Origin of the sequence: Dyella kyungheensis (assembly GCF_049913195.1) — a bacterium.
GTDB classification, from domain to species: Bacteria; Pseudomonadota; Gammaproteobacteria; order Xanthomonadales; family Rhodanobacteraceae; genus Dyella; species Dyella kyungheensis.
In genome coordinates this window covers 3,444,795-3,470,820 of record NZ_CP183983.1, presented here as the reverse complement: position 1 = coordinate 3,470,820, position 26,026 = coordinate 3,444,795, and the positions used below count along the sequence as shown (strand labels likewise).

Annotated in this window: 22 protein-coding genes and 1 tRNA gene; 17 read left to right on the top strand and 6 right to left on the bottom strand. The window is 65.1% G+C overall.

What is annotated here, in order from left to right; all coding sequences use genetic code 11:
• Window positions 1-63: 63 nt before the first annotated feature.
• The 3 genes from ACN9MB_RS15650 (at window position 64) to ACN9MB_RS15640 (ending at window position 4,605) form a co-directional block, all read left to right on the top strand.
• Window positions 64-1,683, top strand: coding sequence for an N-acetylmuramoyl-L-alanine amidase (locus ACN9MB_RS15650; protein ID WP_426269533.1), 1,620 nt, complete (start codon window positions 64-66; stop codon window positions 1,681-1,683).
• 87 nt (window positions 1,684-1,770) lie between these two features.
• Complete coding sequence (gene mutL / locus ACN9MB_RS15645) at window positions 1,771-3,615, top strand: DNA mismatch repair endonuclease MutL (protein WP_426269532.1); 1,845 nt, start codon at window positions 1,771-1,773, stop codon at window positions 3,613-3,615.
• A gap of 75 nt (window positions 3,616-3,690) precedes the next feature.
• Complete coding sequence (locus ACN9MB_RS15640; RefSeq protein ID WP_426269531.1) at window positions 3,691-4,605, top strand: DUF1684 domain-containing protein; 915 nt, start codon at window positions 3,691-3,693, stop codon at window positions 4,603-4,605.
• Window positions 4,606-4,665: 60 nt separating this feature from the next.
• On the opposite strand, the gene ACN9MB_RS15635 is transcribed toward ACN9MB_RS15640, so the two are convergent.
• A complete protein-coding gene (locus tag ACN9MB_RS15635; protein WP_426269530.1) occupies window positions 4,666-5,448 on the bottom strand; it encodes an enoyl-CoA hydratase/isomerase family protein in 783 nt (260 codons plus the stop codon).
• A gap of 423 nt (window positions 5,449-5,871) precedes the next feature.
• Here ACN9MB_RS15635 and ACN9MB_RS15630 point away from each other — a divergent pair, with 423 nt between their 5' ends.
• The 4 genes from ACN9MB_RS15630 to ACN9MB_RS15615 all read left to right on the top strand — a co-directional run bounded on the left by ACN9MB_RS15630 (window position 5,872) and on the right by ACN9MB_RS15615 (window position 8,578).
• Window positions 5,872-6,588, top strand: a complete 717-nt coding sequence (locus tag ACN9MB_RS15630) for an FKBP-type peptidyl-prolyl cis-trans isomerase (protein ID WP_239535144.1) — start codon at window positions 5,872-5,874, stop codon at window positions 6,586-6,588.
• 180 nt (window positions 6,589-6,768) lie between these two features.
• A complete protein-coding gene (locus tag ACN9MB_RS15625; protein ID WP_426269529.1) occupies window positions 6,769-7,098 on the top strand; it encodes a DUF1289 domain-containing protein in 330 nt (109 codons plus the stop codon).
• Complete coding sequence (locus ACN9MB_RS15620; protein WP_425490753.1) at window positions 7,098-7,700, top strand: CoA pyrophosphatase; 603 nt, start codon at window positions 7,098-7,100, stop codon at window positions 7,698-7,700. The genes ACN9MB_RS15625 and ACN9MB_RS15620 overlap by 1 nt, the downstream gene beginning before the upstream one ends.
• Entirely contained in the window at window positions 7,697-8,578 is an 882-nt protein-coding gene (locus tag ACN9MB_RS15615; protein ID WP_426269528.1) for a sulfurtransferase, read from the top strand. The genes ACN9MB_RS15620 and ACN9MB_RS15615 overlap by 4 nt, the downstream gene beginning before the upstream one ends.
• A gap of 104 nt (window positions 8,579-8,682) precedes the next feature.
• On the opposite strand, the gene ACN9MB_RS15610 is transcribed toward ACN9MB_RS15615, so the two are convergent.
• From ACN9MB_RS15610 to uvrA, 4 genes are all read right to left on the bottom strand, one after another.
• Window positions 8,683-9,438: an enoyl-CoA hydratase/isomerase family protein gene (locus ACN9MB_RS15610; protein ID WP_426271931.1), complete on the bottom strand. Its 756-nt coding sequence runs from the start codon at window positions 9,436-9,438 to the stop codon at window positions 8,683-8,685.
• Between the two features lie 96 nt (window positions 9,439-9,534).
• On the bottom strand, window positions 9,535-11,001 hold the full coding sequence (locus ACN9MB_RS15605; RefSeq protein ID WP_426269527.1) for a DUF4139 domain-containing protein: 1,467 nt from the start codon (window positions 10,999-11,001) through the stop codon (window positions 9,535-9,537).
• A gap of 104 nt (window positions 11,002-11,105) precedes the next feature.
• Window positions 11,106-11,603 carry an acyl-CoA thioesterase gene (locus ACN9MB_RS15600; RefSeq protein WP_426269526.1) on the bottom strand — a complete coding sequence of 166 codons (498 nt, stop codon included), beginning with the start codon at window positions 11,601-11,603 and terminating at the stop codon, window positions 11,106-11,108.
• On the bottom strand, window positions 11,600-14,497 hold the full coding sequence (uvrA, locus tag ACN9MB_RS15595) for an excinuclease ABC subunit UvrA (protein WP_426269525.1): 2,898 nt from the start codon (window positions 14,495-14,497) through the stop codon (window positions 11,600-11,602). The genes ACN9MB_RS15600 and uvrA overlap by 4 nt, the downstream gene beginning before the upstream one ends.
• A gap of 225 nt (window positions 14,498-14,722) precedes the next feature.
• Between uvrA and ACN9MB_RS15590 the strand changes: the two genes are divergently transcribed.
• The 4 genes from ACN9MB_RS15590 (at window position 14,723) to cgtA (ending at window position 17,381) form a co-directional block, all read left to right on the top strand.
• Window positions 14,723-15,451 carry a DUF2059 domain-containing protein gene (locus tag ACN9MB_RS15590; RefSeq protein WP_426269524.1) on the top strand — a complete coding sequence of 243 codons (729 nt, stop codon included), beginning with the start codon at window positions 14,723-14,725 and terminating at the stop codon, window positions 15,449-15,451.
• Between the two features lie 96 nt (window positions 15,452-15,547).
• Window positions 15,548-15,862 carry a 50S ribosomal protein L21 gene (gene rplU, locus ACN9MB_RS15585; RefSeq protein WP_038616498.1) on the top strand — a complete coding sequence of 105 codons (315 nt, stop codon included), beginning with the start codon at window positions 15,548-15,550 and terminating at the stop codon, window positions 15,860-15,862.
• Between the two features lie 19 nt (window positions 15,863-15,881).
• Window positions 15,882-16,139 (top strand): 50S ribosomal protein L27, encoded by a 258-nt coding sequence (gene rpmA / locus ACN9MB_RS15580; RefSeq protein WP_204634208.1) that lies wholly within the window; start codon window positions 15,882-15,884, stop codon window positions 16,137-16,139.
• A gap of 162 nt (window positions 16,140-16,301) precedes the next feature.
• On the top strand, window positions 16,302-17,381 hold the full coding sequence (gene cgtA, locus ACN9MB_RS15575; protein ID WP_204634209.1) for an Obg family GTPase CgtA: 1,080 nt from the start codon (window positions 16,302-16,304) through the stop codon (window positions 17,379-17,381).
• A 393-nt stretch (window positions 17,382-17,774) separates the two neighbouring features.
• Here cgtA and rpsT read toward each other — a convergent pair whose 3' ends face one another.
• Window positions 17,775-18,038: a 30S ribosomal protein S20 gene (rpsT, locus tag ACN9MB_RS15570; protein WP_426269523.1), complete on the bottom strand. Its 264-nt coding sequence runs from the start codon at window positions 18,036-18,038 to the stop codon at window positions 17,775-17,777.
• Between the two features lie 272 nt (window positions 18,039-18,310).
• On the opposite strand from rpsT, the gene murJ reads away from it, so the two are divergent.
• From murJ to ACN9MB_RS15540, 6 genes are all read left to right on the top strand, one after another.
• Complete coding sequence (gene murJ, locus ACN9MB_RS15565) at window positions 18,311-19,918, top strand: murein biosynthesis integral membrane protein MurJ (protein WP_426269522.1); 1,608 nt, start codon at window positions 18,311-18,313, stop codon at window positions 19,916-19,918.
• A gap of 48 nt (window positions 19,919-19,966) precedes the next feature.
• Complete coding sequence (locus tag ACN9MB_RS15560; RefSeq protein ID WP_204634210.1) at window positions 19,967-20,920, top strand: bifunctional riboflavin kinase/FAD synthetase; 954 nt, start codon at window positions 19,967-19,969, stop codon at window positions 20,918-20,920.
• A gap of 232 nt (window positions 20,921-21,152) precedes the next feature.
• Window positions 21,153-24,017: an isoleucine--tRNA ligase gene (ileS, locus tag ACN9MB_RS15555; protein ID WP_426269521.1), complete on the top strand. Its 2,865-nt coding sequence runs from the start codon at window positions 21,153-21,155 to the stop codon at window positions 24,015-24,017.
• 178 nt (window positions 24,018-24,195) lie between these two features.
• On the top strand, window positions 24,196-24,687 hold the full coding sequence (lspA, locus tag ACN9MB_RS15550; RefSeq protein WP_426269520.1) for a signal peptidase II: 492 nt from the start codon (window positions 24,196-24,198) through the stop codon (window positions 24,685-24,687).
• A 71-nt stretch (window positions 24,688-24,758) separates the two neighbouring features.
• Window positions 24,759-25,718, top strand: a complete 960-nt coding sequence (gene ispH, locus ACN9MB_RS15545) for a 4-hydroxy-3-methylbut-2-enyl diphosphate reductase (RefSeq protein ID WP_426269519.1) — start codon at window positions 24,759-24,761, stop codon at window positions 25,716-25,718.
• Between the two features lie 52 nt (window positions 25,719-25,770).
• Window positions 25,771-25,846 (top strand) — tRNA-Thr (locus ACN9MB_RS15540).
• The last annotated feature ends 180 nt before the right edge of the window (window positions 25,847-26,026 follow it).

Below are 26,026 nucleotides of genomic sequence, written 5' to 3'. Positions count from 1 at the left end.
GGTTATGGATATTCAAGGGAAAACCTATTGCAATCCCGGGGCGGCTGGGCTTCAATTCCGCCCATGAAGGGATATAGGACGCATCCTGCTCTGTTTGGCGCCGTGGCCTTGCTGGCCCTGGCGCCTTTTTGTGTCTCCCGCGCGGCCGATGTGAAGTCGGCGCGCGTCTGGGCCGGTCCCGAATACACGCGCGTCGTGCTCGATGTCTCCGGCCCGGTCACCTACAAGGTCAACCAGGATGGCGACCAGCTGACGGTGGACCTCAACGCCAGCTCGATCTCCGGCGGCTTCAGCTCGCCGGGCGCCACCGGCCTGTACAAGGGCATGAGCGGCGCGAAGCAGGGCAACAATGTGCGCCTGACCGCCAAGGTCGACCCGTCGAGCAGCGTGAAGAGCTTCCTGCTCAAGCCGCAGGCGGAGTACGGCTATCGGTTGGTGGTCGATCTTTATCCGGGCAGCGGCTCCGTGGCGAAAACCTCGTCGCCGGGCAAATCCTCCGTGGTCGCAGCTCCCGCGCCGTCGGATGACGATGGCGAGGGCATCTCGACGGCTGCGGCCGCCACGCCCGACGTAGCTCCGCCGCCGGCACCCGCTCCCGAGCCCGTGCGCAGCTCGCCCAAGTCTTCGCTCAAGCCGACCCAGAGCGGCATGGCCTCCACCCGTGCGGCTGCCGCGCTGCTCAATGGCGAACGCAAGGTGGTGATCGCCATCGACGCCGGCCACGGCGGCGAAGATCCGGGCGCCCATGGCCCCGGCGGGACGCTGGAAAAGAACGTCACCCTCGCGGTGGCGCGCCAGCTGGCGGACCAGATCAACCAGCAGCCCGGCATGCGCGCCGTGTTGACCCGCAGCGGCGATTTCTTCATTCCGCTGGCGCAGCGCTATCAGATCGCCCGCAACAATTCGGCCGACCTGTTCGTCTCGATCCATGCCGACGCGTTCATCAACGGCGATGCCAAGGGTTCGTCCGTGTGGGTGCTGTCGCCGCGCGGCAAGACCAGCATGGCCGCGCGCTGGCTGGCGGACGGTCAGAACCGTGCCGACCTGATCGGCGGCGTGACCCTGGACGACAAGAACGACGGCCTGGCCGCCGTGCTGCTCGACCTGCAGCAGGGCTATTCGATGCAGGCGAGCGAGTCGGTTGCCGGCAACGTGTTGAAGGCGTTGGGCAATCTCGGCCCCACCCATCGCGGCTATGTGGAGCGCGCCAACTTCGTGGTGCTGCGCTCGCCGGACGTGCCTTCGATCCTGGTCGAGACGGCTTTCATCAGCAATCCGGACGAAGAGCGCAAGCTGCGCGATCCGTCGCACCAGTCGCGTCTCGCCGCTGCGGTGATGACCGGCGTGCGCGGCTATTTCGAAGCCACGCCGCCGCCGGGCAGCTGGTTTGCCGCACAGGCCTCGCGTCGCAGTGGCGTGGCGAATGTGGCCACCTCGCAGGGCGACGACGATACTTCCGCCAAGGCGACCCGTGCGGTGGCCCAGGCCATGGCTTCCACGCCCAGCGCCACGGCGCGCGCCGACGACGGCGTGCAGGACCTGCACCGCGTCGAACGGGGCGAGAGCCTGCGCAGCATCGCCAAGCAGTACGGCGTCAGCATCAACGCGATCAAGAACGCCAACAAGCTGGAAAGCGACAGCTCCGTGCGCGTGGGCATGATGCTGGCCATCCCGGCCGGCTGAGGCCGCCTGTTCAAGAATTGACCAGCCACGCCGCGTCCGGGCGGCGTTCTGCTTTCGTCCAGGGGCGGCACGTTCTAAGCTTCGCCGATGCCAGTCATTCGTGCCCTTCCCCCTGAACTCATCAACCAGATCGCTGCCGGTGAAGTGATCGAGCGGCCTTCCTCCGTCGTGAAGGAACTGGTCGAAAACAGTCTCGACGCCGGCGCCACGCGCATCGAAGTGGATATCGAGCAGGGCGGTGCCCGCTTGATCCGCGTGCGCGACGACGGTTGCGGCATCGATCCGGACGAATTGCAGCTGGCGGTGGCCTCGCATGCCACCAGCAAGATCGGCAGCTTCGACGACCTGGAACACGTGGCCAGCATGGGCTTTCGTGGCGAGGCGCTGGCTTCGGTGTCCTCGGTGGCACGCTTCGCGCTGACCTCGCGCGCACAAGGTTTGGATACCGCGTTCCGCATCGAAGTGGACGGCGGCAAGATGCAGGCCGCGCGTCCGGCGCAGCACCCGCAGGGCAGCAGCGTGGAAGTGCGCGACCTGTTCTACAACGTGCCGGCGCGGCGCAAATTCCTCCGCGCCGAACGCACCGAGTTCGCGCACATCGACGATCTGCTCAAGTCGCTCGCGCTGGCGCGCGGCTCGGTGGAATTTCGCCTGAGCCACAACGGCAAGCCGGTGCGCATCCTCAAGGCAGCGCGCGACGAAAGCGCTGCGTTGCAACGCGTGGCCGAAGTGCTGGGCGAGGATTTTCCGGCGCAAAGCCTGCGCATCGATCATGCTGCGGCGGGCTTGCATCTGTCGGGCTGGGTAGGTCTGCCTACCGCATCGCGTTCGCAGGCCGATTCGCAGTATTTCTACGTCAACGGCCGCCTGGTGCGCGATCGCATCGTGGCGCATGCGGTGCGTCAGGCGTACGCGGATGTGCTGTTCCATGGGCGCCATCCGGCGTTCGTGTTGTATCTGGAACTCGATCCGGTTGGCGTGGATGTGAATGTGCATCCGGCCAAGAGTGAAGTGCGTTTCCGCGAACAGCGGCTGGTGCACGATTTCCTGTTCCGCACGCTGCACGAAGCGCTCGCGCAGACGCGTGCCGGCAACGTGGGATTGCCGGCCGCCGAGTCGCCGATGTCGAGTGCGCCGCCGTCGTACAGCTACAGCATGGGCTCGTCATCGGCAGCGGCAAGTTCCGCGCCCGCGTGGCCCAATGCCTTGAGCCAGAGCCGCCTGAGCCTGGGCGTGCGGGACGATCCGCTCGCCGGCTACGCCGCGTTGCTGGGCGAGCCGGCGGCGGGTGCCACGCCCTTGTCGTTTGCCGCCAATGCTCCGATGCCGGATGCCTCCGAAGAGGAAGCGCCGCCGCTGGGCTTTGCCATCGCGCAGCTAAAGAGCATCTACATCCTCGCGGAAAATGCGCATGGCCTGATCCTGGTCGACATGCACGCCGCGCACGAACGCATCACCTACGAAAAGCTCAAGGCCGGTCGCGCCTGCAGCAACCTGCGTTCGCAGTTGTTACTGGTGCCGTTGAACGTGGCCGTGAGCGCGAAGGAAGCGGCCGCCGCGGAAGAGCATGCCGACGCACTGGCCGAGTGGGGCATGGAATTGTCGCGCAGCGGTCCTTCCGGCGTGGTGGTGCGGCGTATTCCCGCGCTGCTCGAAGGCGCCGACGTCGCGCAACTTTGTCGCGACGTGCTTTCCGAGCTGGCGCAGCACGGCAGCTCGCGCCGCCTGCAGGAGCTGGAGAACGAATTGCTCTCGACCATGGCCTGTCATGGCTCGGTGCGTGCGGGTCGGCGTCTCACGCTTCCGGAAATGAATGCCTTGCTGCGCGAGATGGAAGCCACCGAGCGTTCGGGCCAGTGCAACCACGGTCGGCCCACCTGGACCCAGCTGAGCCTGCCCGAGCTCGACAAGCTCTTTCTTCGCGGGCGTTGATTTTCTGTACGGCGTGCGCTTGCGCCGTCTGCAAATGGACGGCCATACTCGGACCTCATTCCGACGGGGCCTGCCATGTTGCGTACCGCCGTTTTCGCCTTTGCCCTGAGTCTTGGAGTTGCCGCCGTGCAAGCTCAAACCCCCGCTGCCGCCGCTGCGACGGATTTTTCCCAGCAGAACACCAACTGGCAGAGCAAGCGCCTGACCGGCCTCACCGCGCCGAACGGATGGTTGAGCCTGATCGGCCTGGACTGGTTGAAGGAAGGCGCCAACCGGGTGGGCAGCGCGGCAGACAACGACCTGGTGCTGAAAGCCGGCCCCGCCCACCTGGGCGTGGTGACCTTGTCGAAGGATGGCAGCACGCACATCGTGTTCGCCCCGCACAGCGGCGCCACCGTGGACGGCAAGACGGTGCCGGAAGCGACGCTGGTCGACGATGCGCACGCCGGCGACGGTTCGCCGTCCGTGGTGGCATTCGGTTCGGCCAGCTTCCTGGTGATCGAGCGCGACGGCCGCAAGGCCTTGCGCGTGAAGGACAGCAACGCCGAAACGCGCACGCACTTCCAGGGACTCGATTACTACGCGGCCGATCCGTCGTGGCGCATCGTGGCCGACTGGGTGCCGTTCGATCCGCCGCACGAGCTGGAGATCGGCTCGGTGCTGGGCACGATCAACAAGGAGAAGGTGCCGGGCAAGGCGGTGTTCCATCGCGATGGCCACACCTACGAACTGATGCCGATCCAGGAAGAACCCGACTCGCTGTTCTTCGTGATCGCCGATCGCACCTCCGGCAAGGAAACCTACGGCGCGGCGCGTTTCCTGTATGCCGATCTGCCGAAGGACGGCAAGGTCGTGCTCGATTTCAACCGCGCCTACAACCCGCCGTGCGCGTTCACGCCGTATGCGACCTGTCCGCTGGCACCGCCGGAGAATCGGCTGGATCTGGCGGTGACCGCGGGCGAGAAGAATTACCGCGGCAGCCATCACTGACCGCTGTTCGATCAACGACAACACGACGGCCAGCGCGATGCTGGCCGTCGTGTTTTTGCATCAGCGTCCCTTGAAGTCCGCCTTGCGCTTTTCCAGGAACGCGGTGGTGCCTTCGCGCATGTCCTCGGTGGCGAAGGCCAGCGCGAACGCCTGCGTTTCAAACTCCAGGCCCTGATCGATCGAGGTTTCGCCACCCTGCAGCACGGCGTCCAGAATGCCGGCAGCAGCGAGCGGTGCGGCGGCGGCGAGCTGGTCGGCAAGGGCGTTGACGGCTTCATCCAGTGCCTCGGGCGCAACCACGCGGGTCACCACGCCCAGCTCGTACGCGCGCTGGGCGTTGATCGGCGCACCGAGCAGGCACAGTTCCAGCGCCGCGCCACGGCCGGCCAGGCGCAGCAGGCGCTGGGTGCCGCCGAAGCCGGGGATCAGGCCGAGGTTGATCTCGGGCTGGCCGAACTTCGCCTTCTCGCTCGCCACGCGCAGGTGGCAGCACATCGCCAGCTCCATGCCGCCGCCCAGGGCAAAGCCCTGGATGCGTGCGATCACCGGCTTGCCGAGGCGTTCCACCAGGCTCATCAGGCGCTGGCCGGTGCGCGAGAAACTCTGTGCCTGCACCGGCGTGTAGCCGTTCATCTCGGCAATGTCCGCACCCGCCACGAAGGCCTTCTCGCCCGCGCCGGCCAGCACGACCACGCGCACGGCATCGTCCTGGGCCGCCTGGGTGAAGGCCAGCGTCAACTCGTTGAGCGTCTCCAGGTTGAGCGCGTTGAGCTTGTCCGGGCGATTGACGGTGATGGTGCGCACGGCGCCCCGGTTGGTGATCTCCAGATTGCGATAGGCCATTGATTCCACTCCGCCAAGAAAGGGCGCCATGTTAGAGCCTGTTCAAGATCTCCGCGTAGCCCGCGTTGTTCTTGAGTGGCCGCCAGGCGGTAGCGCGTGGCGCAGCGCCTGCCTGGCTGGCAGGTCAAGCCGCGCGCTGCCGCCTGGCGGCCACTCAAGAACAACCCTTCGGGCCGGGTCTGTTTGCCCCCAGGCCGGCGTCATCACTCAGTCCTGTACGGACGTACACTCCTTCCCTCTTCCTTGTCCTGCGGGCAAACAGATCCCGGCGCGGGCCACGCGGAGATCTTGAACAGGCTCTAAGCAGCGGAACCTTTGGAGCCTCTTGCGTTCAAAGCCAGCGACGCCGGATCGACCGGCATCGCTGCACGATTCGCCCGGACCGCTTACGATGGCCAGGTTGCAGCCGCAATGGAGGAAGGCATGGCACAACTGCGTTGGCTCGCTCTGGGCATCCTGGTATGGGGTGGTCTGGCGCATGCCCAGGTCAGTGGCGCCCCGCAGGATCAGTCGCAGGTCAAGATCGACAAGACCAAGCTGTCCTACGCCATCGGTTTTCAGATCGGCAGCCAGTTCGCCAACGGCGAACCCGATGTGGACATCCCCACCTTGCAGCGAGCGATCCAGGACGCCTATACCAAGAAGCGTCCCGCCGTGCCGATGCGCGACATGCACGACCAACTGCGCGCACTCGACGAACAGATGCATAGCCAGGCGCTGGCGCAGTTCAAGCGCGCGGCCGAAACCAATGCGCGCAAAAGCGCCGCGTACATGGAGAGCAACCGCAGCAAGCCGGGCGTGATCCAGCTGCCGTCGGGCATCCAGTACGAAGTGGTGAAGAAGGGCACGGGCACCAAGCCGGTACCGGAAGGGTCGGTGGTCACGGTGAATTTCCGCGCCATGCTGATCGACGGCACCGAATTCGACAGCTCGTGGGCGCACGGTTCGCCGGTGAGCTTCGTGGTGAACAACAAAGTGATTCCGGGTTGGCAGGAAGTGATCCAGCGCATGCACGTGGGCGACCTGTGGAAGGTCACGGTGCCGCCGGCCATGGCGTATGGCATCAAGGGCGATCCGCCGCGCATCGGGCCCAATGAGGCGCTGGTGTTCGAGATCGAGCTGCTCGAAATCAAACCCTGAGAGCGTGTCCGGAATCGTTTCCGGGCGCCCGTTTTTCCTCGCCGCCATTCCGGCGCAGGCCGGAATCCAGGGCCGCCGTATCGGGTTTTCGCCAGGCCTTTAAGACATCGCCACCCATCGCGACCACTCATCGTGGTCGCTACGGGATTCCGGCCTGCGCCGGAATGACGGGTGGCAAGAATGAAGATGGTGAAAGCCGACGCAGCATGCCCGGCCGAAGGCGTCGCTCGCATGACAGCCCAGGCCCCGTGCGATAGCATGTTCGCTTACCTGGCACGTCCCGTGCCTCGCTTCGTAGATATCGCTTGCAGCATGACGGCGGCAGACTGCTCTCCTGGTCCCACCAGCAATCCACTCAGTCCTTGCATCGGCATTTGCCGGTTGGACCCGCGTGGCTATTGCATCGGTTGCCTGCGCACGGGTGACGAGATTGCCCGCTGGCGAGCCATGGACGACGACGAGCGCCGCCGCTACATGCGCGACGTGCTGCCCACCCGGAAGCTCCCGTGATGGGTGAGCTGCTGACCGAGCTGAGTCACGCAGTATTGCCCCTGTCGTCACCGCCGACCGGATCGGGTTGGAATCACGCCGACATGGTGCAGTTGATCGGCGATACGCCGCGTCGCGCCGCCGCGGTGCTGGTGGGCGTTCGCGAAGGCGTGCAGCCGCGCCTCGTCCTGACCGTGCGTACCGATCATCTGCAGGATCACGCGGGGCAGGTGGCGTTTCCCGGCGGCCGCACCGATCCGGGCGACGCCGATGCGATCGCCACCGCGCTGCGCGAGAGCGAAGAAGAGATCGGCCTCGAACGCCGGCTGGTGACGCCGATGGGGTTTCTCGATCGCTTCGAGACGATCAGCGGTTACACCGTGACACCGGTGGTGGCGCGCATCGATGCGGACGCCCGCCTGTATGCCGCGCCGGCCGAAGTGGCCGAAGTGTTCGAGGTGCCGTTGTCGTTCTTCCTCGAGCCGCGCAATCTGCGGCGCTACACCATGGATTTTCGCGGTCATCGCCGCGACATGCTGGAATTCGTGCACGGCGGCCATCGCATCTGGGGTGCCACGGCCGCGATGGTGTTCAACCTGCTGCAGAGAATGGGCCGCACATGACACTCAAGACCACGCTGATCGATGTGCAGGAACTGGCGGCGCTGGCGCCCGCCGATGTATTGATCGTCGACTGCCGCTTCGAGCTCATGGCACCGGGCACCGGTGAGCGCGATGTGGGCAAGGGCGAGCGCGACTATCGCGATGGGCATATTCCGGGTGCGGTCTACGCCAGTCTCGACACGGATCTTTCCGACCTCGCGCGCAAGGCGCAGGGTCTGGGGCGGCATCCGTTGCCCCTGGAAGCGGCATTCTCGGAAGTCCTGTCGCGCTGGGGCTGGCACGAAGGCATGCAGGTCGTGTGCTACGACGCCGCCAATGGTTCGCTGGCCGCTGCACGCTTGTGGTGGCTGCTGCGATTGGCCGGCATCCGCGACGTCGCCGTGCTCGACGGCGGCTATCAGGCCTGGGTGGCTGCGGGCATGCCGGTGGAATCGGGCGACGTGCATCGCGAACCGCGACCGGTGAGCGTGTATTTCGACGCGGAACAATACCTGGTCGAGCACGACTCGCTGCGCAACGATCCCGCACGCGTGCTGCTCGATGCCCGTGCCGCGCCGCGTTATCGCGGCGAGGTTGAGCCGATCGATCCGGTCGGCGGCCATGTGCCGGGGGCGCTCAATCGACCCTTCGCCGAGAATCTGCGCGATGATGGCCGTTTCAAACAGGCCGATGTGTTGCGCCAGGAATTCCAGGCGCTGCTCGGTGCGCATGCTTCCAGTGACGTGGTGCACATGTGCGGTTCCGGCGTCACCGCGTGCCACAACCTGCTGGCGATGGAGCATGCGGGGCTGGGCGGCTCGCGGCTATATGCGCCGTCGTGGAGCGGTTGGGTGAGCGATGCGAGCCGGCCGGTGGCGAAGGGTTCGGAGCCGGGCTAAACCGCGAATACCTTGTGGGAGCGCACTTGTGCGCGACTGACGTGCGTTGCGGCGCCCGTCGCGCACAAGTGCGCTCCCACAGAGATAGGTCGGGCAGCGGTGGGTCAGTCCTTCTTCTTCAGCCGCGCCACCAGCTTCTCCAGCACCGCCTGTGTTTCCGGATGGAAATACGCGTCGACGAATTCATCGATCGGCAATTGTTCCGGATCGGCCCATACCTTGGTCAGATCGGCACGCGCAATGGCACGTGTCTTCAGCATCGCGTTGGAAGGCAGCGCGATCATGCCCTGCATCCACACCAGCGCACGCGTCACCACTTGTTCGACGTTGGTGATTTCATCCACCAGTCCGAACTGCAAGGCGTCCGCCGATTCCACCATGGCTCCGGCCACCATCAGGCGTTCGGCACGATAGCCGCCCACGATGCGGCGTAGGGCCATCTGGATGCTTTCCGGCACCACCAGGCCCACCTGCACTTCGTTGAGGCCGATACGGAACGGGCCTTCGGCCATCACGCGGTAGTCGCAGAACAGGGAAAGCACGGCGCCGCCCGCGGGGCTGTGGCCGGTGATGGCGGCCACGGTGGGCACCGGCGACATCGCCAGCTTGGAGCAGGTGGCAAAGAACTCGCGCCAGAACTGGCGCACGCCGTCGCGGTCGCGGCCCAGCAGCGAGGGCACGTCGACGCCGGCCGAGAACATGCCGGGCAGTCCCGAAAATACGATGCCGCGCGCGCCGCCGGCCACGGCGTTGTCGACCGCATCGCGGATGGCGCGAAGCAGATCGATGTTCAGCGCGTTCACCGGCGGACGCGCCATGTTGATTTCGACGATGGCGTCGTGCGTGATCAGGTTGAGCATGGCTTTGGCCGGATTGAAGTGGAGAGTGAGCAGCGAGATTAGCAAAGACGGCGTGCTGCCGCCTTGCCATGCTGCCCACTCGTCTTCACTTGTCGATCACCCCTGCGGCTGGTCGTCCGCGGTCCACTGGTAGCGCACCACGTAATCCAGCGTGGTCGTCCCGTTGGCCGGCACGGTCACCTTGAATTCCAGCGTGTCGGTGGTCTGTGCGCTGGGTTTGCTGCTGGACGATGCCAGCGTCCATTGACGCCAGCGCTGGGGATGCTCGCGCACCGTGATCGTGCGCGGCGTGTCGCCGGCATTGGTAAAGGTGGTGCGAAAGCCTTCATCCAGCGTGTGCCCGTTCTTGTCCACGGTGAAAACCGTGCGCTCGCGGCTGGCGCGCAGGTCGAACGACGTACCCAGCGTGATATGCGCATCGCTGCCCTTGGGTGTGTCGTTGATGCGGCCGCTGCCGATCAATTGCGGCGTGCCGTTGCGATCCGCGGAAAGTACGCGGAGGTTGCCGGCTGGCAGGCTGTCGAACGCGCGCAGCTGCAGCGTGCTGACGATACCCTCGGGGCTGCCATTGTTGATGGCATCCCGGCCAATGATGGGTTGCGGCGGCGTCCACGTCGCGCCCGTTTCATACAGCGACGTGCGTTCGCAGGCGACGCTGCGCGTTGCATACAGCGGCACCTGGCTCACGCTGCCGTCGGGCAGATCCACCAGGCCGGGCAGCGAATAGGTGCGGTAGTCGGCGAGCGTGGATTGCTCGGGCAACGCGGTATCCGCGGTCTTGGCGCGCGCGTTGAACATCACGGGACGCGGGCCCGGAGATGGCGTCAGCTGCGGCTCGCCGGCCACCAGCATCAGTTGCACGTTGTTCCAGTCGCGGCCGCTGCGGTTGGCGATGCTGGCCCGCGATTCGAACTGCATCTTGCAGCCGTCGCCCGGTGCCAGCGTGCCGACGTAGGCCGCGCGCCAGCCCAGGCCCGAGGTGGAATAGCTCAAGCTCGCGTTGGCCTTGCCGGCGCGCGCGGCATCGACGCGCAACTGCAGGCCCGAGCCCGCCTGGAAGACGCCGTGCGCCTTGACCGCGCCGTACTCGCGAATCAACGCGGTGCGTTCGTTCTGGGTGGAGGTGTCACGCACCATCAGGCCGCTGCCGTCCGCACGCAACAAGGTTCCGCTGGCCAGTGTTTCGCCGTTGGGACCGGTCACGTCGACCGGCTGCCCGATCAGGCTGCCGAGCGCGGCGTACTGGCCCTGGCCCAGGCGAAGGCGCTGCGAGAGCACCTTGGCGGCATCGCCATCGACGCTCAGCGCGATGGTTTCCGGGTCGACGTATTGCGGCAGCCCGTCGAGACTGATGTCCTGCGCGCCGGCCTTGAGATCGAGCTGGCGCGTTTCGCGTGCCACGGCGTGGCCCGATTGCACGGAACCGCTATCGCCAGCGCTGTACAGGGCATTGTCGTCGCTGCGATAGAGCGTCAACGAGGTACCCGCGGTGGCGGCGGTGGCTGCCGCGCTGGCGGTGGTGGCGATGGCAAGGGCGAGGGTACGGAGGGGAAGCGGGATCACGGGCGAACTCCTTTCGGGTGGTCGCCGCCGATAGTACGGGTGCCGCATGAAGCTGCGGCATCCGTGATGCCGAAAGGCTTAACCCCGAATGCCCGCCGGGCCGTTCAACCGCCGCTTTCGGCGGCGTCGCGGATCGACTGCGGCAGCGGCACGGGCTTGCCGGTGGCCGGATCCATCCATACCAGCACCACCTTGCCGTCGCTGTAGAGGGCGTCGTCATGCGCATCGACGATGCGATGGGCGAGGGTGATCGAGCTGTTGCCCAGGCGTTCGCAGAACAGTTCCACGTTCAACTGCGCGGGCCACTCGATGGGGCGCCGGTAGTTCACTTCGCTGGCGGCCAGCACGGGCATCGAGTGTTCGTTGAACCAGCCCGGCACGTGCTGCAGCCATTGCAGGCGTGCTTCTTCGAGGTAGGTGAGGTAGTTGGCGTTGTTGACGTGATTGAACGCGTCCAGATCGCGCCAACGTACGCCGATCGGGGCAACGAACAGCGCTGTGTCCGTTGCCTCGGGTGCCTGCGCATCGATCAGTGCCGGGGCGCTTTCCTGCGCCCTGGCCTTGCGTGTGCGCTTTTCAGGCACGGGGTGGGTGGAGCTCATGCAGTCTTCTTCCGTAGTGCAGGTTTGCTCTTGCCGTTGCCCTGGGCCTTGGCCGCCTTGGCGGGCTTCATGTCCAGATGCGAGGCAAGGAAGTGTCCGGTGTGCGAGCCCGGCGTGGCAGCCACCGTTTCCGGCGTGCCGGTGACGAGGATGCGACCGCCGCCGGCACCGCCTTCCGGGCCGAGATCGACCAGCCAGTCGGCGGTCTTGATCACGTCCAGATTATGCTCGATCACCACCACCGTGTTGCCCTGGTCCACCAGCTGATGCAGCACGTCGAGCAACTGCTCGATGTCGTGGAAATGCAGGCCGGTGGTGGGCTCGTCGAGGATGTACAGGGTGCGTCCGGTGTCGCGCTTGGACAATTCCTTGGACAGCTTCACGCGCTGCGCTTCACCGCCCGACAGCGTGGTCGCGCTCTGGCCAAGCTTGATGTAATCCAGGCCCACGGCGCGCAGCGTTTCGAGCTTGCGTGCGATGGTCGGCACGTTCTCGAACAGCTTGAACGCGTCTTCCACCGTCATCTCGAGCACGTCGGCAATGGTGTTGCCCTTGTAATGGACTTCCAGCGTTTCGCGGTTGTAGCGCTTGCCGTGGCAGACGTCGCAAGGCACGTAGACGTCCGGCAGGAAGTGCATCTCCACCTTGATCATGCCGTCGCCTTCGCAGGCTTCGCAGCGGCCACCGCGCACGTTGAAGCTGAAGCGGCCCGGCGTGTAGCCGCGCGCACGCGCTTCGGGTACCTGGGCGAACAGCTCGCGCAGCGGCGTGAACAGGCCGGTATACGTGGCCGGATTGGAACGCGGCGTGCGGCCGATCGGCGACTGGTCGATGTCGACCACCTTGTCGAACAGTTCCAGTCCATCGACGGATTTGTACGGCGCAGCCTGGCCGCTCGAACCGTTGAGCTCGGCGGCAGCGAGGCGGAACAGCGTGTCGTTGACCAGGGTGGACTTGCCCGAGCCCGATACGCCGGTCACGCAGGTGAACAGGCCCGCCGGAATGGCCAGGTCCACGTTCTTCAGGTTGTTGCCGCTGGCGCCCTTCAAGTGCAGCCACGAGTCGGCGTCCAGCTGCTGACGGCGCTCCTCCGGCACCTTGATGCCACGCTTGCCGGACAGGTACTGCCCGGTGACCGAGCGCGGCGATGCCAGCAGATCCTTGAACGAACCCTGGGCCACGATTTCGCCGCCGTGCACGCCAGCGCCCGGACCGATGTCGAGCACGTGATCGGCCATGCGGATGGCGTCTTCGTCGTGCTCGACCACGATCACCGTATTGCCCAGATCGCGCAGGCGGGTGAGCGTGCCGAGCAGGCGTTCGTTGTCGCGCTGGTGCAGGCCGATGGACGGCTCGTCGAGCACGTACATCACGCCGACCAGGCCGGCGCCGATCTGCGAGGCCAGGCGGATGCGCTGCGCTTCGCCGCCCGAGAGCGAATCGGCCTGGCGATCCAGCGTGAGGTAGTTCAGGCCCACGTCGTTGAGGAAGGTCAGGCGCTCGCGGATCTCCTTGACGATCTTCACCGCGATTTCGCCGCGCCATCCGGTGAGCGTCAGTTGCTCGAAGAAAGCCAGCGAGTCGTCGATCGAACGCGAGGTGAGCGAGGGCAGGGCGTGGTCGGCCACGAACACGTTGCGCGCCGAGCGGTTCAGGCGCTGGCCTTCGCAGTCGGGACAAGGCTGGTCGCTGATGTATTTGGCCAGTTCCTCGCGCACGGCGGGCGATTCGGTTTCCTTGTAGCGGCGATCCATGTTCGGAAGGATGCCTTCGAAGGTGTGCTCGCGCGTCACGCGGCCGCCGCGTTCGGTGATGTACTTGAACGCGATGGTCTCCTTGCCACTGCCATACAGGATGGCCTTCTGGACGTCCGCCGGCAGCTTGCGCCACGGCGTATCCACGTCGACCTTGTAATGCGCGGCCAGCGACATGATCAGCTGGAAATAATGCGCGTTGCGGCGATCCCAGCCACGGATGGCGCCACCGGCGAGCGACAGCTCCGGATGTGCCACCACGCGTGCGGGGTCGAATACCTGGGTGACGCCCAGGCCATCGCAGCTGGGACAGGCGCCGACTGGCGAGTTGAACGAGAACAGGCGCGGCTCGAGTTCCGGCAACGAGTAATCGCACACCGGGCAGGAGTAGCGTGACGACAGCAACTGTTCGGGCGCCTTCGCGTCATCCATGTCGACCACGATGGCAATGCCGTCGCCCAGGCGCAGCGCGGTCTCGAACGATTCGGCCAGACGCTGCTTGATGTCGTCGCGCGGACGGAAACGATCGATCACCACTTCGATGGTGTGCTTCTGGCGCAGCGTGAGCGGCGGCACGGCGTCGAGGTCGTACACGGCGCCATCGACGCGAGCGCGCACGAAACCCTGCGCGCGCAGCTGGTCGAACACCTGCACGTGCTCGCCCTTGCGCTCGCGGATCACCGGCGCCAGCAGCATGAAGCGCTTCTCGGGATCGAGCGCGAGCGTCGAGTCCACCATCTGGCTCACCGTCTGGGCTTCCAGCGGAATGCCGTGATCCGGACAGCGCGGCGTGCCCACGCGGGCATACAGCAGGCGCAGGTAGTCGTAGACCTCGGTGATCGTGCCCACGGTGGAGCGCGGATTGTGCGAGGTCGATTTCTGCTCGATGGAAATGGCCGGCGACAGACCCTCGATGTGGTCGACGTCCGGCTTCTCCATCATGGAAAGGAATTGCCTGGCGTACGCCGACAACGATTCGACATAGCGGCGCTGACCTTCCGCATAGATGGTGTCGAACGCCAGCGACGATTTGCCCGAACCCGACAGACCGGTAATGACGATCAGTTTGTCGCGGGGCAGGTCGAGGTCGATGTTTTTGAGATTGTGCGTGCGCGCGCCGCGAATGCGGATCGTATCCATATCGCCCGGTGTCGGTTGGGGAAGGGGAAAACTGTACTATATCAAACTTGTCAGTACGGTTATTGCCGTACGACGCCTCCCAACAAACTCTTAAGAGAAGATCCGGCCGAGTATGGCTTAATGGAATCTTTGGCCGGTTTCCTGGCCAGCGAATAGAGAGTGCGGATGGGCAAGTTGACGAGATGGGGTGTAGCCCTTGCGCTTGCAATGGGCATGGGACAGGCCATGGCGGCATCAGGCCCCGCCACCGAAGACCAGGTTCGCCAGCTGATGGAGGTGGTCGGAGTCGGCAAGATGCTGCTCCAGATGAACACCCAGGCGGTGACCACGCTGCAGCAGTCGATGCCCTGCGTGCAGCCCGAGTTCTGGCAGAACTACATGGATGCGAACCAGACCCAGCTGTTCATCGGCCGGCTGGTGCCGGTCTACCAGAAGCATTTCACGGCCGACGAGATGGCCGGCCTGCTGAAGTTCTACCGTTCGCCGCTGGGCCAGAAGGTCATCAACGAAATGCCCATCACCATGGCTGAGGCGAACCAGGCCGGGCAGGAGTGGAGCCACGAGCGCAGCGACCAGATGGTGATGGAGCTCAAGCACATGGGTACGCTGGATGCTTCAGGGCGCTGCCCGGGCAAGCCGGCGTCGTCGCCGATGTCCGGTACCGCCCTGGAGGGTGCCGCCGCGATCAAGGCGGCTGAAAACGGCGAGCCGCAGGCGCCCAGGTCGGGTGCCCAGGACGGCGAATCGCAGGCGCCCAAGCCGGCCGCCGCGAAGGCCGCCTCGCACTCGAAGACCCCGGCCAAGAAGACCACCAAGCCCGCGCCGAAGAAGAGCACTTCCGCCAAGACGCCGGCCAAGCCGGCCGCCAAGGCCCCGGCCAAGACCAGCGCCAAGCCCGCGCCGGCCAAGACCGAGACGAAGCCGGCCACCACCAGCGGACAAGCTGGTCAGTAATTGACCAGGCGGTCGGGGCTTCGTTATACTCCCGAGTTCACCGGTGCCTGATGGGTCCGGTGAACCCAAGAGAATAACGACAGAAGGGATAATCCCATGAGTTACGCAGTCATCAAGACCGGCGGCAAGCAGTACCGCGTTCAGCAGGGCGACGTCCTGCGCGTGGAGCTGCTGAACGCCGAAGAAGGCGCCGCCTTCACCTTCGATCAGGTCCTCCTGGTCGGCGCCGGTGAGTCGATCACCGTCGGTGCGCCCATCGTGGCCGGTGCCACCGTCAGCGCCACCGTGCGCAAGCACGGCCGTGCCGACAAGATCCGCATCATCAAGTTCCGCCGCCGCAAGCACCACAAGAAGCAGCAGGGACATCGTCAGCATTTCACCGAAGTCGAGATCACGGGCATCAACGCCTGAGCAACTGGAGCACTGAGTCATGGCACATAAAAAAGGCGTAGGTTCCAGCCGCAACGGTCGCGATTCGAACCCGAAGTACCTCGGCGTCAAGATCTATGGCGGCCAGGCCATCGAAGCCGGCAACATCATCGTGCGTCAGCGCGGCACCAAGTTCCATGCCGGTCAGGGCGTGGGCCTGGGTCGTGACCACACCCTGTTCGCACTGGTCGACGGCACCGTCGAGTTCAAGGTGCGCGGCGAGCACAATCGTCGTTTCGTCAGCGTCATCAAGGGTTAATTCTCTTTCGACGTTGCAGCGAAGGCCCCGCTTCGGCGGGGCTTTTGTTTTGTTGGGCAAATGGTCAATGGTGAATGGAAAAGCTGCCCTGCGTGGCCGGCCACTCACGGACTTGCGACGCTTTTTCCCCTTTACTATTAACCACTCACTATTGACCCTCCTATGAAATTCGTCGACGAAGCCATCATCAATGTCAAAGCCGGTGACGGCGGCAACGGGTGCATCAGCTTCCGTCGCGAAAAATTCATTCCGTTCGGCGGCCCCGATGGCGGCGACGGCGGCAGCGGCGGCTCGGTGTGGCTGGTGGCCGACGAAGGCCTCAACACGCTGATCGACTTCCGTCACCAGCGCTCGTTCAAGGCCGAGCGCGGCCAGAACGGCATGGGCAGCCAGATGTACGGCAAGGGCGGCGAAGACACCTATATCCGCGTGCCGGTGGGCACGGTGGTGATCAACGTCGACACCGACGAAACCATCGGCGACCTCACCCAGAACGGCCAGCGCCTGCTGGTGGCACAGGGTGGCAAGGGCGGCCTGGGCAATATCCATTTCAAGAGCTCGGTGAACCGCGCGCCGCGCAAGTCGACGCCGGGCACGCCGGGCGATCTGCGCGAACTGAAGCTGGAACTGAAGCTGCTGGCCGACGTGGGCCTGCTGGGCTTCCCCAACGCGGGCAAGTCCACTTTCATCCGCGCCGTTTCCGCCGCCACGCCGCGCGTGGCCGACTACCCGTTCACCACGCTGCATCCGAACCTCGGCGTGGTGAGTCTGGGCACCGATCAGAGCTTCGTGATCGCCGATATCCCAGGCCTCATCGAAGGCGCCGCGGATGGTGCGGGCCTTGGCATTCAGTTCCTGCGCCACGTGTCGCGCACGCGGCTGCTGCTGCACGTGGTGGACATCGCGCCGATCGACGGTTCCGATCCGGTCGAGCAGGTGCGCGCGATCGAGCAGGAGCTGGAGAAGTTCGACCCGGAACTGCTCGAGCGTCCCCGCTGGCTGGTGATGAACAAGGCGGACGTATTGCCGGAAGACGAGCGCCAGGCTGTCGCTGACGACGTGGTGCAGCGCCTGGGGTGGAAGGAGCCATCGTTCCTGGTCTCGGCCATCTCGCGTGAGAACACGCTGCCGGTGTGCCAGCAGGTGTGGCGTTTCCTCGATGCGGAGCATATGGCGCGCGAGGAGCGCGACGATATGCATCCGGGGGATGTGCGGTTGCGTGGGGGAGATTTGGTGGAGTGAGCCTGCTGGGCGCTCTGCTGGACTGACTCATAAAGAAGCGGCCGATGGCCGCTTTTTTTATGCTGGGGCATCCAGCCTTTTGCTCGTCTTTCCGACGCAGGCGGGAGGTGCTTTTCAGCAGCCAATCTGAAGGATTGGGAGCCGGACCGTCACGAAGGTAGGGCTGTCTTTGGGAGCGCACCCTGTGCGCGACAGCCATGCGGGGACGTGCCGCTCTAGGTTTGTCGCGCACAGGGTGCGCTCCCACAGTAGATCTTCAGCTCAGGCTCTGGCCAGGAACCGCCTGGCGACATAACAAAAAAGCCGGCTTAAGCCGGCCATTCGATCAGGCACACAAAAAAGCCGGCTTGCGCCGGCTTCTTCGCCAACCCGAGATTCAACAAACGGGCTGGCTTACGTCAGCTCGTGGATCTTCGCGTTGAGGCGGCTCTTATGGCGAGCAGCCTTGTTCTTGTGGATCAGGCCGCGGGCAGCGTAGCGGTCCATGACCGGCTGGGCGGCGGCAAAGGCTTCAACGGCTGCAGCCTTGTCCTTGGCCTCGATCGCCTTGACGACCTTCTTGAGGGCGGTGCGCACCATGGAACGGGCGCTGACGTTGCGCAGGCGGCGCTGCTCGGACTGGCGCGCGCGCTTCTTCGCGGACTTGATGTTGGCCAAGGTAGAACTCCGAAATGAATTGCTGGGTTGGAAAAAGACGGCAAGTATGCGGCCAATGCGCCGCTGCGTCAACAGCTTAGCCGTTGTCAAGGCGCTCCGCGGAGCGTCCTGCCACCCACAGGGCGGCCTAGGGGGGAACGGACCGCCCTGATTATGCCATGGTTGCGCTGTCATCTTTCCATCCGGGGCTGTCAAACTACGCGCCTTTCGCCGCCGGGGCAGGGGGCTCCGGCGCGCAGCGCGTCTCACCAGCATAGGTACCACCTCAAGGCATGAAGTCTCCCAGCATGTTCCGCGGGCTGCTGTCGTTCAGCAGCATGACCATGATTTCGCGCGTACTCGGGCTGGTCCGGGACATGTCGATCAACGCCACCTTCGGTGCCAACGCGGCGACCGATGCGTTCTGGGTGGCGTTTCGCATCCCCAACTTCATGCGTCGCCTGTTTGCCGAGGGCTCCTTCTCCACGGCGTTCGTGCCCGTCTTCACCGAAGTGAAGGAGACGCGCAGCCACGACGATCTCAAGCAGCTGATGGCGCGCGTATCGGGCACGCTGGGCGGCGTGTTGCTTGTGATCACGGCGCTGGGCGTGATCTTCGCGCCGCAGGTGGCGGCGCTGTTTTCGCAGGGCGCGGCCGACACGCCGGAAAAATTCGAGCTCACCGCGCAACTGCTGCGGCTGACCTTTCCGTTCCTGCTGTTCGTTTCGCTCACCGCGTTGTGCGGCGGCGCGCTCAACAGTTTCCACAAGTTCGCGCTGCCGGCGCTGACGCCGGTGATCCTCAACCTGTGCATGATCGGCGGCGCGCTGTGGCTGTCGAAGCATCTGCACCCGCCGATCATGGCGATGGGCTGGGCGATCCTGCTGGCGGGCCTGCTGCAGTTGCTGTTCCAGTTGCCGTCGCTGCGCGGCCTGGACCTGCTGACGTTGCCGCGCTGGGGCTGGAGTCATCCGGACGTGCGCCGGATCCTCACCCTGATGGTGCCCACGCTGTTCGGCTCATCCATCGCGCAGATCAATCTGCTGCTGGACACGGTGATTGCCGCCTATCTGATGACGGGTTCGCAGAGCTGGCTGTCGCAGGCGGACCGTTTCCTGGAGCTGCCGTTGGGCTTGTTCGGCGTGGCGCTGGGCACGGTGATCCTGCCGTCGCTGTCGCGCCATCACGTGACCACCGACCGCGAAGGTTTTTCCAAGGCGCTGGACTGGGGCCTGCGCACCACGCTGCTGATTGCGGTGCCGGCGATGTTCGCGCTGATGCTGCTGGCCAAGCCGCTGGTGGCGACCTTGTTCCAGCACGGCCAGTTCACCCCGTTCGATACGCGCATGGCGACGCTGTCGATCACCGCGCTGAGCTTCGGCCTGCCGGCGTTCGCGCTGGTCAAGGTGGCGCTGCCGGCGTTCTATTCGCGCCAGGACACGCGTACCCCGGTGCGCGCCGGCGTGGCCTCGCTGGTGGCGAACATGGTGCTCAACGTCATCTTCGTGGCCTTGCTTTATGTGCTGTGGGCCACGCCCGAGCAGCGCCAGTTGCCCTGGCTGGACGGCATTGCCGCGGTGCCGGGTCTGCATATGGCGCTGGGCATGGCCAGTGCGCTGGCCAGCTATATCAACCTGGGTCTGTTGTGGCATTGGTTGCGCAAGGCGGGCGTGTATCAGCGCCAGCCCGGTTGGGCGCGCCATACGCTGCGCCTGGTGCTGGCCTGCGCGGTGATGGTGGCCGTGCTGGTGGTCGGCATGTGGTTATGGCCGGACTGGACGAACGCGGACAATCGGACCCGCGTGTGGCGTCTGGCCGTGCTGGTCTTGGCGGGCGGCGGCGCCTATGTGGCGACGCTGTTCGCGGCGGGATTCCGCATGCGTGAACTGCGCGGCGTCTGAGCTTCCGCTCGGGCCGAAACACGGCGCCTGAGCCGCTATACTCGCCCGATGATGAGACTTTCCAGGGACGTCGCCGGCCCCCCTCTGGCGCCCGGCGGCAGCGTGGTGGCTGTCGGCGCGTTCGATGGCCTGCATCGTGGCCACCAGGCCTTGCTTGCGCAGGTGCATGAACGTGCGGCCAAGCTTGGCCTCACGCCGATCGTGGTGAGCTTCGAGCCGTTGCCGCGGGCGTATTTTTCGCCCGAGCCGGTGGCGCGCCTTTCCAGCGTGCGCGAAAAGCTGCGCGGGTTCGACGAGGCCGGCATGGAGCAGGTGCTCTTGCTGCGCTTCAATCGCGCCCTCACATCGATGAGTGCCGAGGATTTCGTGCAGCGCGTGCTGGTGCAGCGGTTGAACGCGCGTGAAGTGTGGGTCGGTGCGGATTTCCGCTTCGGCCACAAGCGCAGCGGCGACGTGGCGATGCTGGAGCGGGTAGGTCCCGAGCTGGGTTTCACCGCCCGTACGATGCCGTCGGTGCTGCTGGACGGCGCGCGGGTGTCGGCGACGCGGGTGCGCATGCTGCTGGCCGCTGGCGAATTTTCCGGCGCCGCGCCGCTGCTTGGCCGTCCGTTCGTGATCGAGGGCAAGGTGGAATACGGCAAGCAGCTGGGCCGCCAGCTGGGCTATCCCACCGCCAACATCCATTTGCGCGACCGATCCAGCCCGGTGCACGGCATTTTTGCGGTCCGCGTGGGCCTGGGCGAAAGCGAATGCAGCTGGCCGGGCGTGGCGAGCCTGGGTGTGCGGCCCACGGTGAACGAAGTGCCGGAGCCGCTGCTGGAAGTCCATCTGTTCGACTTCGAGGGCGACCTCTACGGCCAGCGCATGGCGGTGGAGTTCGTGGCCAAGCTCCGCGATGAGCAGAAATTCGGCAACCTGGACGATTTGACCGTCCAGATGGCCAAAGACGCGCGCCAGGCCCGCGAATTGCTGGGCATGAATCCGCGTCTCAGCGAGGCGTAACCGGGCCAAATCCGGTAACGTTGGCGCTTTCGCCACGTCATCCCGGCGCCACCCGGCAAGCTGTCGAAGGCAGCTTGCCGGCGCAGGCCAGGGATGGCCTGCTCGTAGAGCAAGCATGGTGAATGCTTGCTCTACGGAGCCAAGTTCGGACATGTGCCGAACTTGGCGAGTCGAGAAAGTGCGGGAACGCACTTTCTCGACATCCAGTAAACCATCAGAGCATCCCCAGGCAATGACCCAGGATTACAAGAACACCATCAACCTGCCGCAGACGGAATTCCCGATGCGCGGCGACCTGCCCAAGCGCGAGCCCAAGTGGCTGGCCGACTGGGAGCAGGTCGGCCGCTATGCGCAGATCCAGGAACGTGCCGCCGGTCGCGACAAGGTGTTTGTGCTGCACGACGGCCCGCCGTACGCCAACGGCGCGATCCACCTGGGCCACGCGGTGAACAAGGTGCTCAAGGACGTGGTGGTGAAGTCGCGCCTGCTGGCCGGTTTCCGCGCGCCTTACGTGCCGGGCTGGGATTGCCACGGCCTGCCGATCGAAGTGGCGATCGAGAAGAAATTCGGGCGCGTGGGCGACAAGCTCGACGCTGCCGCCTTCCGCCAGAAGTGTCGCGAGTATGCGCAGCAGCAGATCGACCTGCAGCGCACCGACTTCAAGCGCCTCGGCGTGCTGGGCGACTGGGAACACCCGTATCGCACGATGGACTTCAAGTACGAAGCCGACATGGTGCGTGCGCTGGCCAGGATCGTCGGCAACGGTCACGTGGTGCGTGGTGCCAAGCCGGTGTACTGGTGTTTCGACTGCGGTTCGGCGCTGGCCGAAGCGGAAATCGAATACGCCGACAAGGTGTCACCGGCGGTGGACGTCGCGTACGACGCGATCGATCCGAAGACGCTCGCGCAGAAGTTCGGCGTGGATGCGGGCGACGCCATCGTCGCCATTCCGATCTGGACCACCACGCCGTGGACGCTGCCGGAAAGCCAGGCGGTGTCGCTGGGCGGCGAACTCGAATACGCGCTGATCGAAGGTCCGGCGCGCGATGGCCAGCGCGTGTTGCTGGTGATCGCCAGGGCGCTGGTCGAGAAGGCCGCGCATCGCTACGGCATCGAAGCGCCGAAGGTGCTGGGCCATGTCGACGGGCAGGCGTTGGAAGGCGTGCTGCTGAAGCATCCGTTCTACGCACGCGAAGTGCCGGTGCTGATCGGCGATCACGTGTCTGCCGAAGACGGTACCGGCGCCGTGCACACCTCGCCCGACCACGGCGTGGAAGACTTCGTCGTCTCGCGCAAGTACGGCATCGAGACGCTCAACTACACCGAAGCGCGCGGCACCTATCGCGCTGACACGCCGGCCGCGCTCGATGGCACGGTGATCGCGGGCAAGCACCTGTGGAAGGCCAACGACGAAATCGTCGAGCTGCTGCGTCGTCGCGGCGTGCTGCTGGCCTTCGCCAAGATCGAACACAGCTATCCGCATTGCTGGCGCCACAAGACGCCGGTGATCTTCCGCACCACGCCGCAGTGGTTCATCAGCATGGAGAAGGAAGGCCTGCGCCAGACCGCGCTCGATGCGATCAAGCAGGTGCGCTGGGTACCGGGCTGGGGCGAGGAACGCATCGCCGGCATGGTTGGCGACCGTCCCGACTGGTGCATCTCGCGCCAGCGTACGTGGGGCGTGCCGATCGCGTTGTTCATCAACAAGAGCACGCAGGAACCGCATCCCGATTCCGTCGCGTTGCTGGAACAGGTTGCCAAGCGCATCGAGCAGGGCGGCATCGACGCGTGGTATGCGCTGGATGCGGCCGAACTGCTCGGCGACCAGGCGAAGGACTATGAAAAAGTCCTCGACGTGCTCGACGTGTGGTTCGATTCCGGCGCCAGCCATTTCACCGTGGTGGGCCAGCGTCCCGAACTGCAGCAGGGCAACGCATCGAGCTACAAGGTGATGTACCTGGAAGGCTCGGACCAGCATCGCGGCTGGTTCCAGTCCTCCTTGCTCACCTCGTCGGCGATGTTCGCCAAGGCGCCGTACAACGACGTGCTCACCCACGGTTTCACCGTGGATGCGCAGGGCCGCAAGATGTCCAAGTCGTTGGGCAACGGCATCGAGCCGCAGGACATCATGAAGAACCTGGGTGCGGACATCCTGCGCCTGTGGATCTGCTCGACCGATTATCGCAACGAGATGTCGCTGTCGGACGAAATCTTGAAGCGCGTGTCGGACACCTATCGCCGCATCCGCAATACCGCGCGCTTCCTGCTCGGCAACCTGGACGGCTTCGATCCGGCCAGGCACCTGGTGCCGGTGGAAGAAAGCACGCTGCTCGACCAGTGGGTGGTGCAGCAGGCTCATGACGTCCAGCAGGCGGTAGCGGCGGCGTACGATCGTTACGATTTCCCGGAAATCGTCCAGCGTGTGCAGAACTTCTGCACCAACGAGCTGGGCGCGCTGTATCTCGACATCACCAAGGATCGTCTCTACACGATGCCGACCGAAAGCCACGGTCGCCGCAGCGCGCAGAGTGCGATGTATCGGGTCGCCGAGGCATTGGTGCGCTGGCTGGCGCCGGTGCTCACCTTTACCGCGGAAGAAATCTGGCAACACATGCCGGGCACGCGCAGCGAAAGCGTGCTGTTCGAAACCTGGTACGACGGCCTGGCGGCAACGCAGGGTTCGCCGGAACAGCGCCGCTACTGGTCGGACCTGTTGGCGATCCGCGATACCGCGTCGCGCGTGCTCGAAGGCATGCGCAAGGCGGAGCAGATCGGCGCATCGCTGGAAGCGAAGGTGGCCATCCATGCTGATGCGGCGGTGGTGGCGCGCTATCAGGCGGCCGCTTCCGAGTTGCGCTTCTTCTTCATCAGCTCCGATGTGCGGCTGGACCTAGCCGGTGGTCAGCCGGCCGACGCGGTGTTGACCGAACTGGAAGGTGCGGACGTATGGGTGTCGGCGACGGTGAGCGATGCGGCCAAGTGCGTGCGTTGCTGGCAGCGCCGCGACGACGTCGGCACGCATGCGGCGCATCCGGAACTGTGCGATCGCTGCATCGGCAATGTGGAAGGGCCGGGCGAGAATCGTCGCTGGTTCTGACCTCAGCACATCACTTCTTCCTCTCCCCGCTGGGGAGAGGACCGAGGTGAGGGGCGGGTGCTCGCGGGAAGGGTGACAAATGCCGTGTCGCACGCCCCAACGCTATCGCAAGATTGGCCCCTCAACCCAACCCTCTCCCCGAAGGGGCGAGGGAGCAAACGTTCGCTAGATCGGACTTATGAAGCCCAAACCCAACGCCCTGTCCTGGTTGCTGCTTTCCCTCGTCGTCATCGTGCTCGATCAATTGAGCAAATGGTGGGCGCTCTCGGCGCTGCAGCCAGCCGGAACGCCGCATCCGGTGATTCCCGGGTTCCTCAACTGGACACTGGCCTTCAACACCGGCGCGGCCTTCAGCTTTCTGGCCAATAGCGATGGCTGGCAGCGCTGGTTCTTCGTGCTGCTGGCAGTGGTGATCAGCGGCGTGCTGGCGGTGTGGCTGTCGCGCACGCCGCGCGGCGACTGGAAGACCGCCCTGCCGCTGGGCCTGATCGTGGGCGGCGCCCTGGGCAACGTGATCGACCGCCTGCATGCCTCGCAGGTCACCGATTTCATTCACGTGTATTTCCGCGAATGGAACTACCCCGTGTTCAATCTCGCCGACTGTGGGATCACCGTGGGCGCGGTGATGCTGGTGGTTTTCGGCTTGTTTCAGGGCAAGGCCAAGGGCTGACCCCGCGCTCACGTACGGTCACACCGACCGTGCGATAATGGCGATCAGTCAGTCTTAGGTCCGGAGTTTCCGTGGACATCCTGCTCGCCAATCCCCGTGGCTTTTGTGCCGGTGTCGATCGCGCCATTGCCATTGTCGAACGCGCGCTCGAATCCTATGGCGCCCCTATCTACGTGCGTCACGAAGTGGTGCACAACCGCTACGTGGTCGACAAGCTGCGCGCCGATGGCGCCGTGTTTGTCGAAGAACTGCACGAAGTACCCGATGGTGCCACGGTGATCTTCAGCGCCCACGGCGTGTCGAAGGCCGTGCGCGAGGAAGCCGATCAGCGTGGCCTGAAAGTGTTCGACGCCACCTGTCCGCTGGTCACCAAGGTGCATATGGAAGTGGCGCGCCTGGGTCGACTGGGTCGCAGCGTGGTGCTGATCGGCCATGCGGGCCATCCGGAAGTGGAAGGCACCATGGGCCAGTGGAATCCCGCCAATACGGGCGAGATCCTGCTGGTGGAATCGGTGGAATGCGTGGCTACGCTGGAACCGAAATTCCCGCACGAGCTTTCCTACGTTACGCAGACCACGCTGTCGGTGGACGACACCAAGGCGATCATCGAAGCGCTGCGCGCGAAATTCACCGACATCGAAGGCCCGCGCAAGGACGACATCTGCTACGCCACCCAGAATCGCCAGGATGCCGTGCGTCGCCTCGCTGCCTCGGTGGATCTGATGCTGGTGGTGGGCTCGGTCAACAGCTCCAATTCCAACCGCCTGCGCGAGCTGGCGGAGAAGGAAGGCGTGCGTTCCTTCCTCATCGACGGCGCCGAGCATATCGAGCGCAGCTGGCTCGACGGCGTCACCCGCATCGGCCTTACCGCTGGCGCGTCGGCCCCGGAGAAGCTTGTGCGCGAGGTCATCGCTCGCCTGCAATCGTGGGGCGCGGGCTCCGTGCGCGAACTCGATGGCGAGCCGGAGACGATCACCTTCGCACTGCCCAAGGAACTGCGCCTGACCGGCGGCGTTTCCGCGAGTCTGTGAGCGCCGACGTCTTGCGCGTCTGCGCTCCGCTCCGTAGAATTCACGGTTCCTCGCCGGAATAGCTCAGTTGGTAGAGCGGCGCATTCGTAATGCGTAGGTCGTAGGTTCGATTCCTATTTCCGGCACCATGTACTCATTCGCAGTCGTCCGTACGATGCCTGCAGTGGCCGAAACCCCGCCTCGCCGCGGGGTTTTTTGCGTCTTGGCTTTCGTTGGCGCGGGTAGGTAAGTTGCATCTTCGGCAAGAATTGCGAAACATGGCGGCTATGGCTCTGTATGTAATAACACGCGGCAAGAAAATAATTATT